The organism is Marinobacter sp. NFXS11 (assembly GCF_040148675.1).
Classification (GTDB): domain Bacteria; phylum Pseudomonadota; class Gammaproteobacteria; order Pseudomonadales; family Oleiphilaceae; genus Marinobacter.
Genome location: NZ_JAGDDV010000003.1, coordinates 459,970 through 472,383 on the forward strand (window position 1 = coordinate 459,970; position 12,414 = coordinate 472,383).

Here is a 12,414-nt window from a genome sequence, read left to right on the forward strand (position 1 = left end):
AAGCAATTAAACAACCCGGGCAGTATTGGCACAGGCCGGGAATCAATTCAATGCGACAAGTACTCAAAAAGAAAGTTCATCCCCCAATCGCGGAACTGCCCCACTGCTAGCCCCTGGGATGGTGAGCCTGGTGCAGCGACTGCAGTCGCTGACGAGCCACATGGGTGTATATCTGGGTTGTCGACAGGTCAGAGTGGCCCAGCAGCATCTGCACCACACGCAGGTCCGCACCATGATTAAGGAGGTGTGTGGCAAAGGCATGCCTGAGTGTATGAGGCGACAGGTGTTTGCGAATACCCACTCGAACCGCATAGTGTTTTATACGATGCCAGAAGGTTTGGCGAGTCATCGCCGCAGCACGATTGCCCGGGAACAGCGCATCGCAGGATCGCCCCTTAAGGAGTTCCGGCCGCCCTTCCTTCATATATTGCAGCAACCAGTCCACAGCCTCTTCACCCAGGGGGACCAACCTCTCCTTGTCGCCCTTGCCGGTGATCCGAACCACGCCCTGACGAAGGTTTACCTGATCGACCCGCAACTCGGTCAGCTCGGAGACCCGCAGACCGCAACCGTAGAGTATTTCCAGCATGGCCTTGTCCCTAAGCTCAATGGCAATTCGGGGGTCCGGCTCAGAAAGCAGCGCATCCACCTCGCCCTCAGTCAGCGAATCGGGGAGACGCCGAGGCAGTTTGGGACTGTCAATCCGCAGGGTCGGGTCTTCCGTTATCAGACCTTCTCGCAGCAGAAACCGATAAAACCGTCGGAGCCCGGACAACCGTCTGGCCGCCGTGGAGCTCTTGATGCCCTGTGCGAGGCCAATGGACATCCACGCCAGCAAGTCGGTTCGGCGAACATCCTTGAGCACCGGCTTGCCAGGCTGACTTTCGAGCCATTCCGACAATCGCAACAGATCGCTCCGGTAAGCCTGCCGGGTTTTTTCGCCCAGTCCGTCCTCCAGCCATATGGCATCAACAAACCTGACGATCACCGATTCATCTTCTGCTCTCATGGCAAGTTCCCAGACTGCACAGGTCCCACAACACACCAAGCATACCGAAACCTCAGACACAAAAAAGGCAGCCCTCGGCTGCCTTTTCCTGACTGCTGTTCAGCGCACTGCTGATCAGCCCAGCTTTTCCTTGATACGAGCCGCCTTGCCAGACAGGTCGCGCAGGTAGTAAAGCTTGGCCTGGCGAACGTCGCCACGACGCTTCACGCTGACGCTGTCGATCAGCTTGGAGAAGCTCTGGAAAGTACGCTCAACACCAACACCGTAAGAGATCTTACGCACGGTGAAAGAGGAGTTCATGCCACGGTTACGCTTGCCGATGACAACACCCTCGAACGCCTGAAGACGCTCACGGTTACCCTCGGTTACGCGAACCTGAACGACCACGGTGTCGCCCGGCGCAAACGCAGGGATTTCCTTGGTCATCTGTTCTGCTTCAAGTTGACTGATGATGTTGTTCTTGCCGCTCATCGTAATGCTCCTGATACACAATCTGTTAATGCCCTGATCATTCAGAGGCACCCGGTTCTTTCAAAATCTCTTCCAGCAGCTCACGCTCTTCATCCGTAAACACCCGCTTTTCCAGCAGGTCGGGGCGTCGCTCCCGGGTTCGCCTCAGCGACTGTTTCAGCCGCCAACGCCGGATCTGATCATGGTGACCGCCCAATAAAACATCCGGCACCGCCTGACCTTCATACACTTCGGGCCGGGTATAGTGCGGACAATCCAGCAAACCGTCGGCGAAAGAATCCTGCTCCGCCGACTGCGCATGACCCAGCGCTCCGGGGATGAGGCGTGTAACCGCATCAATCACAGCCATGGCTGCGAGCTCGCCACCGGAAAGCACGAAATCACCCAGTGACACTTCCCGATCGACTTCCGTCGCTATCAGGCGCTCATCAACACCCTCATACCGACCTGCCACCAGAATCAGCTGCTGCTCCGCCGCAAGCGACTCGACAACAGACTGGTCCAGCGTCTCACCCTGAGGCGAGAGGTAAACCACACAGGACTTTCCAGGTGCCGCTTCCCGTGCCGCATGGATAGCGTCCCTCAGGGGCTGAATTTTCATCAGCATGCCCGGGCCACCACCATAGGGCCGGTCGTCTACCGTACGGTGCCGGTCATGGGTAAAATCACGGGGATTCCAGCTCCGAAAAGTCAGCAGACCATCTCGAACTGCCCTGCCCGTAATCCCGTAATCCGTTACCGCACTGAACACATCCGGGAACAGACTGACTGCGCCAATCCACACCCGTTAGAACTCCGGATCCCAGTCCACCACCATGCGATTTGCGGCCAGATCAACCCCCTGGACCACCTCGCCCGGCAAATAGGGAATCAGACGCTCACGCTGATCGATGGAGCCTGCTGTCGCCTGCACCACCAGAACATCGTTGGATCCGGTTTCCAAAAGATGATGCACTTTACCAAGGCACTCACCTTCTACCGTAAACACGTCAAGACCTTCGAGCTGAAACCAGTAAAACTCACCTTCGGGAAGCTCTGGCAACTCAGCTTTCGAGACCCTGACTTCGGCACCACAGTAGGTGCGGGCCAGATCACGGTCATCAATACCTTTCAGCCTGACAACGATCCCCTGCCCTTGGCGGCGACCTTCCTCAAGCTTGGCCGGAATACGTTTACCATCCAGATCGAGCATCCAATCCGGGTAGTTCAGTATCCCTTCCTTGGGGTCAGTAAAGGAGTAAACTTTTAGCCACCCCTTGACCCCAAACACCGAGGTAATCCGGCCGATCACAGTTTCCTGCGAATTCTGTGTCATGCCATAAACCCCGGCGTCAGTGCTGTCTTAGCCAGCAGTCTTCAGCAGCTGTGCAACGCGCTCGCTGGTCTGCGCGCCCTGACCGAGCCAGAACTCAACACGATCACGATCAACGCGAAGACTCTCTTCCTGACCACGGGCAACCGGGTTGAAGAAGCCTACACGCTCAATAAAACGACCGTCGCGGGATTTGCGGCTGTCGGTGACTGTCAGATGGTAGAACGGGCGCTTCTTGGAGCCGCCACGAGCCAAACGGATAATTACCATTTAACCAATATCCTGTTCTGTTGAACGAACTTTGTACGATTCACGCCTGCTGAACACCAGCTGACGCGAAGACCCATACTCGAAAGGGGCGCTATTCTATGCTAAAAAAGCGCCAAAGAAAACAGCAAAACCAGTTGTTTCCCCGTTTTCCATGTAAGGCTTTTTACATACGGCCAAACGGAGGCTTCCCGCCCCCTCCAGCGCCGCCTGGGGGCATCATTCCACCCATGCCGCGCATCATATTCGCCATACCGCCTTTCTTGCCAAACTTTTTCATCATTTTCTGCATCTGCTTGTGCTGCTTGAGCAGACGATTCACATCCTGGATCTGCGTACCAGAACCAGTGGCAATCCGGCGCTTGCGAGAATTGTTGATCACATCCGGGTAACGCCGTTCTTTTGGCGTCATGGAGCAAATGATAGCCTCCATCTGCCCCATGGACTTGTCGTTGACCTGTTGCTGCGCCACCTGGGCCATCTGCCCCATACCCGGAAGCTTGTCGAGGAGGCCACCAATGCCCCCCATGTTCTTCATCTGCTGCAGCTGATCCCGAAAATCCTCAAGATCAAAGCTCTTGCCTTTCTTGATCTTCTTGGTGAGCTTCTGGGCCTTTTTCTGATCCAGCTTGCGCTCCGCCTCCTCGATCAGGGAAAGCACGTCGCCCATACCGAGAATCCGGGAAGCGACCCGATCCGGGTAAAAGGGCTCCAGGGCATCGGACTTTTCGCCCACACCCAGGAACTTGATCGGCTTGCCGGTAATATGCCGAACAGACAGGGCAGCACCGCCGCGGGCATCGCCATCGGTTTTGGTCAATACCACGCCGGTCAGCGGCAGGGCATCGTTGAACGCCTTGGCGGTGTTGGCAGCATCCTGGCCCGTCATGGCATCGACGACGAACAGGGTTTCAACCGGGTTGACCGCTTTATGCAGCCGGCCAATCTCTCCCATCATCTGTTCGTCGACGTGAAGTCGGCCAGCAGTATCAAGAATCACCACATCAATGTGTTTCTTCCTGGCCGCGGCAATGGCACCCTCGGCAATATCAACCGGGTCCTGATCGGCACTGCTCGGGAAGAACTCGACACCCACCTCGCCAGCGAGGGTTTCCAACTGGCGAATCGCCGCAGGACGATAGACGTCAGCGCTGACCACCAAGACGGACTTTTTCTGCCGTTCTTTAAGGAAGCGCGAGAGCTTGGCGACCGTGGTCGTCTTACCTGCACCCTGCAGACCCGCCATCATGACTACGGCCGGCGGCTGGACATTGAGGTTGAGGGACTCATTACCCTCGCCCATGACGCGCTCCAGCTCCTGCTGGACAACTTTCACAAAGACCTGGCCCGGCGTCAGACTGCGCTGCACCTCCTGGCCAATGGCACGCTTACGTACACCCTCAACAAAGTCCTTCACCACCGGCAGGGCAACATCCGCCTCCAGCAGCGCCATGCGCACTTCCCGCAGAGTGTCCTTTATATTGTCATCAGTGAGGCGCGCCTGGCCGGAAATCTTGCGCAGACTGCCGGAAAGTCGGTCTTGGAGGTTCTCAAACATGTTGCTCTTCCGTACCTCGGATAAATTGAGTGCGTGAATCGACAGAGCCGGCGAGGACTCCTTGATTCCAGTTGCATAATCGCGACATTATAACCAGACTATCGCCCTGAAACGACCAGCCCGGTCAAATCGGCGCAAACCAGCGCCGATCTCCAGTCAGAACAGTGGTTAATAAGGAAGTCATGGGAACGCTGATTCTCGCGGTCACCTCTCTTTTTCTTTACAGCGTCGGTACCGCGCTGCAGGCCCTGCATTTCAGGGGCCGGGTTCAGAGCAACATTGCCATTACCACCCTGATTGGCGTTCTCGCCCTGACCAGCCACGGACTTCTTATTGGCCAGACAGTCCACCACGACGGCGGCTTCGATTTCAGTTTTTTCAAAAGCTCCGTACTTATTTCCTGGCTGATCGTCTTCCTTCTAATGGGTCTCAACCTTAAAAAGCCTGTGCAAAGCCTGTTTCTCGGCGTGTACCCGCTTGCCGGGCTCACCATTATTCTCGCCCTGGTTACCCACGGACCCTCGAGACTGGTATCCGAGCAAAGCTACGGCATGCTCTCCCATATCGCGCTTTCGGTTACAGCCTACAGCCTCTTTACTCTGGCGGCCATCCAGGCGGTTCTACTTTACTTCCAGAATCGCCAACTGAAGCACAATTACAACAGCCTGCTGGTTCGCAACCTGCCGCCTCTGCAAACCATGGAGTCGCTGCTGTTCGAGATGGTCTGGGCCGGTGTCGTTATGCTGATTCTGGCTATTGTGACCGGCGCCCTCTTTATAGAGGATCTCTTTGCCCAGAACCTCGCCCACAAGACCCTGTTCTCGATCCTGTCCCTGCTGGTTTTCGTGGCGCTCCTGATTGGTCGTTATACCAAGGGCTGGCGCGGCATTACCGCCAGCCGCTGGACCCTCGCAGGCTGCGCGCTCCTGATGCTGGCCTTCTACGGCAGCAAGTTTGTGCTGGAACTGATCTTCCAGCGCGGCGGCTGACACCGGAAGCACCGGCTATTCTCTTGACACAACGCTCGCCAAAACCCTATTTTCGCTACTTGCCAGCAATATAAGGACACCTCTTTTGAACGAAACATCGCTTACCGCGCTGTTTATTCTCCTGGTCGGACTGATCCTGCTTTCCGGTTTCTTCTCAAGCTCCGAGACAGGGATGATGTCCCTCAACCGATATCGCCTCAAACATATGGCCCAAACCGGCCATAAGGGTGCGAAGCGCGCCCAGGGCCTCCTGCAACGCACCGACCAGCTGATCGGCGTCATCCTGATCGGCAACAACTTCGTGAACATCTTTGCCTCTTCGATCGCTACGGTTATCGCAATTCGGGTCTGGGGCGATGCCGGCATTGCAATCGCCACCATCCTGCTGACCATCGTGATTCTGATATTCGCAGAAGTCACCCCGAAAACCCTGGCAGCGCTGTTTCCCGAGAAAATCGCCTTCCCGGCGAGCTACATACTTGGGCCTCTGCTGAAGATCCTCTATCCGATTGTCTGGGCCGTAAACCTGTTTACCGGCGGCATACTTAAGCTGCTGGGCGTTTCCGCCGCAGACGCTGCCAACGACCACCTCAGTCGTGAAGAACTGCGAACACTGGTTAACGAGGCAGGCGCCCTGATACCCGCCAAGCACAAGGACATGCTGGTTAGCATTCTGGATCTGGAAAAAGTAACCGTTAATGACATCATGGTGCCCCGTAACGAGGTGGTGGGTATCGACCTGGAAGACGACACCGACACAATCCTGCGCCAACTGCGCAGCAGCCAGCATACCCGGCTTCCGGTTTATAAGGGCGACATCAATAACATTCAGGGCATACTGCACCTGCGCAGCGCCTCGAAACTGCTCCAGCAGGAAGAGATCAACAAGGCCATGATCATGCAGCTTTGCCAGGAACCCTATTTCATTCCGGAAAGCACTCCTCTGAACACCCAACTGATCAACTTCCAGAAGGGCCGCCGCAGGTTTGGTGTGGTTGTCGATGAATACGGCGACGTTCTTGGCCTTGCGACACTGGAAGACATACTTGAGGAGATCGTCGGCGACTTTACGACGGATTATGCCGCCACCAGCCCGGACATTATCCCCCAGGATAATGGCACCTTTATTATTGATGGCACTTCCGCCGTTCGAACCATCAACAAGACCCTGGGCTGGAAACTCCCGACCGATGGCCCCAAAACCCTTAACGGGTTGATTACCGAAACCCTGGAAAACATCCCCGACACCAACGTTTGCCTCAAAGTGGACGGGCACCGGGTAGAAGTGCTTCAGATCAAGGACAATGTCGTGAAAGCCGCCATTGTGCACCCGAAAAAACGCAAAAAACGTTCTCTGTCACTGAAACAGTAAAACCCGGAAACCTCTTCCCCATGGCGCTATAGACCCTTCGGTTATAGCGCCCTCCGTTCTTGAAAGATCAAAATTTAACCGCCAGCTTGACCCCCGGTGATCCCCCACCAACACTGAAGAGGCGTGCGATACAAAAACAATCACAAGGAATACGTCCATGAGTCTGACACACACGTTTGGCCTGCTCGCCCATCCCGATCAAGAGTGGGAGGCGATTCGCAATGAATCCGAGACTGTCACAAGACTTTACGCCGGCCACATTCTATTGCTGGCGATGATCCCGGCTGTTGCCGGCTTCATCGGAACAACCCAGGTTGGCTGGCAAATTGGTGATGGCCAGATCACGAAGCTTTCGGTTACGAGCGCACTCCAGCTATCCACACTCTTCTACGCGGCCATGCTTGCCGGAATTTTTATACTCGGCAAGTTCATTGATTTTTTCGCCGCAACGTATGATGCGGTGGAACGGACGCCCAGAGGCGTCACTCTGGCGGCGTACACGGCAACCCCGATTTTCCTGATTGGCGTGATCGCCGCCTATCCGAACATATGGGTGAATATGCTGGCAGGCCTGGTGGCGGTTGCCTACGCGGTCTACCTGCTTTACGAAGGTCTACCGATCCTGATGAGGATTCCGGCGGACAAAGGGTTCATGTTCGCTTCCGCAGTCCTGACGGTTGGCCTGGTCATGTTTGTTGCCTTGCTCGCCATCAGTGTTGTCATCTGGAGCATGGGCATAGGACCAGTTTACGTGAGCTGACCGTAAATTCTTTGGCAAGTCAGCAATCTGCACGAGGGTGCCTGTCGGGCACCCCGTGTTTTTTTGAATTTGCGCCCACGTTAGCGTTTGGTCATGTTAACTTTGGGCAAAATGCGGTAAATTTAATCAATAACGAGAATCCAAGGTTTTCAAGCTCGGTCATGTATCCGGTTGAGGCGTAAACAGGAGTCTGCCATGAACAAGCAGTCCGGCATACATTACCTCCGCGAACACAGAGAAGCCGGAAGTAACAGACCGGTTCCTGCGGAGGTCACCCGCATCCGGGACACGGTTGTCGCCGGGCTCGGTGATTTGCTGCAGGGCGCCTTCGACGCCGTCGACGATTCATTGTTCGAGTTGGCCAATAATGCCCGCAGCAACAACGAACAGAACCGGTATTTCGAGGCGATGCGTGAAATTCGCATCAAGCGTAAGGGTGTCGAGCGGCATTTCCAGAACACCGTTGCCCAATATTTTGCCACCCCCCCTCACACCGGACCGCTTCAGGAAGAACAACTGAGCAAGCAGGCCAGCGCAGACACTCTTGCCCTGGTCGGCAATGATGACCTTGAGGAACAGGTTGCCCTCAACGCCATGATCACCAAGGCGAAGGCGCACTTTCAGGGCCCACTACTCCAACTCCAGACCCGTTTCAGTCAGGTGTACCCGGAAGCCACCGACGAATCACCGGTCAATCCGATGGCTCCGGAACACCTGTGCAGTGCGTTCACAGAGGCAATACAGGCCCTTGAGATCCAGATTCGTGAGCGCCTGATCCTGCTCAAACAGTTTGACCGCTATGTTGTGTCGAACCTCGGCATGCTGCTGGACGAAGCCAACCGCATACTGATCCAGGCCGGCATCATTCCGAACTTCCGTTATCACGGCAAAGCCTGGCAGCAGCATGAGGCTTCTGGAAAACAGGGCTCTAGCTCAGAGAAAGACGAATCGAATAAATCAGGCGCTGAAACCCTGGAAGGTGGCCGGGATGCAGTGGGTGGTAGCGCTGTGTTCGAGCAGATCCGTCAGATGCTTGCATTACAAAGGGCCAACGCAGGCATGCCTCCGAGAGCATCTGATCCATCGTTGCGAGTTATCGGCGACTCTGAATTAGCGAGCCTGCTCAATGCGCTGCCACTTGCTGGTGCTAGTTGGCAGCACCAAAGCAATTTAAGTGATGGCGAACCGCTAAACGTAGACCTCAGACAGCTGGTCCACCAGCTACTTCAGGAAGAAGCTGACCACGGTGATGGACGGCAACCCGCACTCAATGAAGTTGATGAAGACCTGATCAATCTCGTCTCTATGCTGTTCGAGTTCATTCTCGACGACTACAACCTCTCCGCTCCGGTCCAGGTTCTTATAAGCCGCCTGCAGATTCCGATCCTGAAAGTAGTTATTCGAGACAAGAGCTTTTTCAGTCGCGCCACACATCCTGCTCGCAGGCTGCTGAACTCCCTTGCCAGGGCAGGTATTGGCTGGAGCAATAGTGACGAAAAGTCAAAAGATAAGCTGTACGGACAGATTCATAACATTGTTCAGCGAATCCTAAACGAATTCGATGGTGACATTTCTCTCTTTGAACAGCTCAATCAGGAGTTCGAAGAGTTTCTAGAGCGCGAGAATCGCAAAGCATCACTTGTCGAGCAGCGAACCCGAGAGTCCGAGAGGGGGCGAATCAAATCCCAGGCGGCGCAAGAAACAGTCGACAACCTTCTGAAAGAGAAAGTTTCCCGCTATAAAATGCCGCAATCCGTTCACGATATCCTAATGAACGGGTGGAGCCGAGTTCTTTTCCTGGCCTACCTCAGAGACGATGTCGAACACCGATGGAATTCAACCGTGAAAGTTGTTGATGACCTCATCTGGTGCTTGCACCCTCATCAGGAGGACAATGAACGGGACGAATGGGTGCGCGTGGTTCCCAGCCTCCTGAAGTCGCTAAGGTCGGGACTCGAGGAAGTCTCCTACAATTCCTCAAAACTTGATGAAATGATGGGGCAACTGAAACACGAGCTTGCTGAAGCATTCCGGACAAACGCTGTAATTGAACCCCGCGAGGAAGCAGGTACGACGTCAGTTGATGATTCAGAAAGCCACACCTCGAAAAAGGCTAACAGGCAGCAAGAATTGGAAGACGCGGCCGTGTCTGAATATGTCGCGCAGATAGACGGTATGCAGATTGGCAACTGGGTCGAGTTCCGTCTGGTCAATGGCGCAAACTTCCGCTGCAAGCTGTCCGCGATCATTGACGAAGCAGAATGTTTTGTCTTTGTGAACCGGATGGGGCTGAAAGTGATCGAGAAAACCCGGATTGAACTGGCCCATGAAATGCGCCGTGGCCGGCTGACCCTGCTTGAGCAGGGCGCATTGATCGATCGGGCCCTGGATGCGGTTGTCGGCACCCTCCGGAGCAAGACCGCCTGACGCCAATGCCTGAAAAAAGCAGTCCCAATGCCCTGCCGGCTGCCTACCGGCTTGGGCTTGCCTTGTCTCTGGCTCTTTTCCTACACACGCTCCTGCTTTCAGGCATCCCCTCGCCCAAGGAAGAACCAACGGCCACGCACAGAGAGAGTGTACGGTTCGAGCTGGTAACTCCGGGCACTCACAGAACGGTTGCCGACCCGTCAGCTGACCCCAGTCCTCGTCGGGATGCACCACGGGTAACGCCGTTTGAGATTGATCCTCCTGAGCCGGACCCCCTCTCCAAACCGGAGGTTGTTACGTCCCGCGAGCCGCAAACCCCCGCCCCGACAAAGGCAACGAATACCAGCGCGCCCCGCAGCGAAGCCGCACAGTCAAGCGCCAGCTCTGCTGCCGGAGAAGAACCCGAACAGTTCCCTGAAAAAACGGAGGAGAGCATTACGAGGGTTACGGAGTCACCGGGCGAGCTCGACCCCTATGCGGTCAAACTGGCCGTCCATCTGGCCCATCAACTTGAAGAACTGAGAGTGCCGGCCATGAGGAGCCTCACTGACACGGTCGCTATGGAAGTGGAACTGCAGTTGCTGGGAAATGGCGCCCTGACCCGGGCGAGGGTATTGAAATCAACAGGCATCAAGCCAATCGATGAAGCTGCATATCGGGCTGCACTGGCGGCTAGCCCCTACCCCCAGCCACCGAAGGATGGCGGGAGCGCGAACCGCTTCGAGGTGGAACTGTTGTTCACCCCGAAACGGCTCTGATCGCCAGTGATCAGGCTTCTGCCTGCTTCGCTGCCTCTTTGACAAGCTTGGCCAGCTCACCGCTCTCGGACATTTCAAGAACGATGTCGCAACCGCCAACGAGCTCACCGTTGATGTACAGCTGGGGATAAGTGGGCCAGCTGGAATGCACCTTCAGAGCTTCACGGAGCTCCTGGTTATCCAGAATATTGACGAAGGCAAATCGTTCGCCGCAGGCCATTACAGCCTGGACGGTTTTGGCCGAGAAGCCGCACTGGGGTGCCTGAGGGCTGCCCTTCATATACAGGATGATCGGATTCTCTTCAAGCTGGCTCTTAATGGTTTCATTGATATCCATGAACATTCACCTCTGTTGGAACAGTCTTGCCACACGGCAATTTTCTTGATGCTATTGTACACGGGTGCCGAACACCTCACCAAACACCTTGATTTGACCTTGCGCAACACCGGCAGTTCCAGCCCGGCCACAGCGTTGTCATACCTGCTCCGAAGGGCTAGACTTGATGCCCCATTTTTTTCAGTCAACGTTCAGGCAATCCCGCCGACGGCGGGGTTCGTTGAGATAAGGGCCATTGCATGGCGGCAAGACATTTTCTGACATTGAATGACATGACAACCAACGAGCTGGAAAGCCTGGTTGATCATGCCACAGCATTGCGCAACGAGTGGCGGAAGGGGAAGGTCCGGGACTCCCTCAAGAACCGTGTGCTTGCGATGATCTTCGAAAAATCATCAACGCGAACCCGGGTTTCTTTTGAAGCCGGCATGGCCCAGCTCGGCGGCTCCGCAATGTTCCTGTCGCCACGGGACACCCAGCTTGGCCGCGGCGAGCCGATAGAAGACTCCGCTATCGTTATCTCCAGCATGGTTGATGCGGTGATGATCCGCACCTTTGCCCATGAAACCGTGGAGCGCTTCGCGGCCGCATCACGAGTTCCGGTGATCAATGCTCTGACCGATGACTTCCACCCGTGCCAGCTGCTGGCCGATATGCAAACATTCAGGGAACACCGCGGCAGTATTCGCGGGGCCACCGTGGCCTGGATCGGCGATGGCAACAACATGTGTCATTCCTACATCAATGCCGCTGCCCAGTTCGATTTCAACCTGAACATCGCCTGCCCTGAGGGCTACGAGCCGGCGGAATCGATGCTCAAGGGCCACGAAGACCGGGTCAGGGTGTTCCGGGAGCCGGCCGAGGCGGCCAGAAACGCTCAGCTCCTGGTGACCGATGTCTGGGCTTCCATGGGCCAGGAAGACGAGCAGAAGGCCCGTGAAAAGGCCTTCAGTGGCTATCAGATCAATCCCGGGCTGCTCTCTGTGGCCGATAAGGATGTGCTGTTCATGCATTGCCTCCCGGCTCACCGTGGCGAGGAAATATCGGCGGACATGATGGAACATCCTGCCTCCGTGGTCTGGGACGAGGCCGAGAACCGCCTGCACGCCCAGAAGGCACTGCTCGAATTTCTCATCCTGAACCGGCTGGACTGA

Annotated in this window: 13 protein-coding genes; 6 read left to right on the forward strand and 7 right to left on the reverse strand. The window is 55.8% G+C overall.

Going from position 1 to position 12,414, the window contains the following annotated elements:
- Positions 1-106: 106 nt before the first annotated feature.
- The 6 genes from xerD to ffh form a co-directional block, all read right to left on the reverse strand.
- Complete coding sequence (gene xerD, locus J3362_RS17800; RefSeq protein ID WP_349521576.1) at positions 107-1,009, reverse strand: site-specific tyrosine recombinase XerD; 903 nt, start codon at positions 1,007-1,009, stop codon at positions 107-109.
- 114 nt (positions 1,010-1,123) lie between these two features.
- A complete protein-coding gene (rplS, locus tag J3362_RS17805; protein ID WP_215983577.1) occupies positions 1,124-1,480 on the reverse strand; it encodes a 50S ribosomal protein L19 in 357 nt (118 codons plus the stop codon).
- A 37-nt stretch (positions 1,481-1,517) separates the two neighbouring features.
- Positions 1,518-2,264 carry a tRNA (guanosine(37)-N1)-methyltransferase TrmD gene (gene trmD / locus J3362_RS17810; RefSeq protein WP_349521578.1) on the reverse strand — a complete coding sequence of 249 codons (747 nt, stop codon included), beginning with the start codon at positions 2,262-2,264 and terminating at the stop codon, positions 1,518-1,520.
- A 3-nt stretch (positions 2,265-2,267) separates the two neighbouring features.
- Positions 2,268-2,795 carry a ribosome maturation factor RimM gene (gene rimM, locus J3362_RS17815; protein WP_349521580.1) on the reverse strand — a complete coding sequence of 176 codons (528 nt, stop codon included), beginning with the start codon at positions 2,793-2,795 and terminating at the stop codon, positions 2,268-2,270.
- A gap of 27 nt (positions 2,796-2,822) precedes the next feature.
- Positions 2,823-3,062 carry a 30S ribosomal protein S16 gene (rpsP, locus tag J3362_RS17820; protein WP_349521582.1) on the reverse strand — a complete coding sequence of 80 codons (240 nt, stop codon included), beginning with the start codon at positions 3,060-3,062 and terminating at the stop codon, positions 2,823-2,825.
- 163 nt (positions 3,063-3,225) lie between these two features.
- Entirely contained in the window at positions 3,226-4,617 is a 1,392-nt protein-coding gene (ffh, locus tag J3362_RS17825; protein ID WP_349521584.1) for a signal recognition particle protein, read from the reverse strand.
- 182 nt (positions 4,618-4,799) lie between these two features.
- Here ffh and J3362_RS17830 point away from each other — a divergent pair, with 182 nt between their 5' ends.
- The 5 genes from J3362_RS17830 (at position 4,800) to J3362_RS17850 (ending at position 10,923) form a co-directional block, all read left to right on the forward strand.
- Positions 4,800-5,606, forward strand: a complete 807-nt coding sequence (locus J3362_RS17830) for a cytochrome C assembly family protein (RefSeq protein ID WP_349521586.1) — start codon at positions 4,800-4,802, stop codon at positions 5,604-5,606.
- 85 nt (positions 5,607-5,691) lie between these two features.
- Positions 5,692-6,978, forward strand: coding sequence for an HlyC/CorC family transporter (locus J3362_RS17835; protein ID WP_349521587.1), 1,287 nt, complete (start codon positions 5,692-5,694; stop codon positions 6,976-6,978).
- 157 nt (positions 6,979-7,135) lie between these two features.
- Complete coding sequence (locus J3362_RS17840; RefSeq protein WP_349521589.1) at positions 7,136-7,738, forward strand: Yip1 family protein; 603 nt, start codon at positions 7,136-7,138, stop codon at positions 7,736-7,738.
- Between the two features lie 195 nt (positions 7,739-7,933).
- Entirely contained in the window at positions 7,934-10,165 is a 2,232-nt protein-coding gene (locus tag J3362_RS17845) for a DUF1631 domain-containing protein (protein ID WP_349521591.1), read from the forward strand.
- Positions 10,166-10,170: 5 nt separating this feature from the next.
- A complete protein-coding gene (locus J3362_RS17850; protein ID WP_349521592.1) occupies positions 10,171-10,923 on the forward strand; it encodes an energy transducer TonB family protein in 753 nt (250 codons plus the stop codon).
- A 10-nt stretch (positions 10,924-10,933) separates the two neighbouring features.
- On the opposite strand, the gene grxD is transcribed toward J3362_RS17850, so the two are convergent.
- Complete coding sequence (gene grxD, locus J3362_RS17855) at positions 10,934-11,260, reverse strand: Grx4 family monothiol glutaredoxin (protein WP_349521593.1); 327 nt, start codon at positions 11,258-11,260, stop codon at positions 10,934-10,936.
- A gap of 239 nt (positions 11,261-11,499) precedes the next feature.
- On the opposite strand from grxD, the gene argF reads away from it, so the two are divergent.
- Positions 11,500-12,414 carry an ornithine carbamoyltransferase gene (gene argF, locus J3362_RS17860; RefSeq protein WP_349521594.1) on the forward strand — a complete coding sequence of 305 codons (915 nt, stop codon included), beginning with the start codon at positions 11,500-11,502 and terminating at the stop codon, positions 12,412-12,414.

Excerpts from the sequence above, each read along its gene's own strand:
- rimM (WP_349521580.1), bottom strand. The coding sequence starts at position 2,795 with ATGACACAGAATTCGCAGGAAACTGTGATCGGCCGGATTACCTCGGTG.
- grxD (WP_349521593.1), bottom strand. The coding sequence starts at position 11,260 with ATGGATATCAATGAAACCATTAAGAGCCAGCTTGAAGAGAATCCGATC.
- J3362_RS17845 (WP_349521591.1), top strand. The coding sequence starts at position 7,934 with ATGAACAAGCAGTCCGGCATACATTACCTCCGCGAACACAGAGAAGCC.
- argF (WP_349521594.1), top strand. The coding sequence starts at position 11,500 with ATGGCGGCAAGACATTTTCTGACATTGAATGACATGACAACCAACGAG.
- J3362_RS17850 (WP_349521592.1), top strand. The coding sequence starts at position 10,171 with ATGCCTGAAAAAAGCAGTCCCAATGCCCTGCCGGCTGCCTACCGGCTT.
- xerD (WP_349521576.1), bottom strand. The coding sequence starts at position 1,009 with ATGAGAGCAGAAGATGAATCGGTGATCGTCAGGTTTGTTGATGCCATA.
- rpsP (WP_349521582.1), bottom strand. The coding sequence starts at position 3,062 with ATGGTAATTATCCGTTTGGCTCGTGGCGGCTCCAAGAAGCGCCCGTTC.
- J3362_RS17840 (WP_349521589.1), top strand. The coding sequence starts at position 7,136 with ATGAGTCTGACACACACGTTTGGCCTGCTCGCCCATCCCGATCAAGAG.
- rplS (WP_215983577.1), bottom strand. The coding sequence starts at position 1,480 with ATGAGCGGCAAGAACAACATCATCAGTCAACTTGAAGCAGAACAGATG.
- ffh (WP_349521584.1), bottom strand. The coding sequence starts at position 4,617 with ATGTTTGAGAACCTCCAAGACCGACTTTCCGGCAGTCTGCGCAAGATT.
- J3362_RS17830 (WP_349521586.1), top strand. The coding sequence starts at position 4,800 with ATGGGAACGCTGATTCTCGCGGTCACCTCTCTTTTTCTTTACAGCGTC.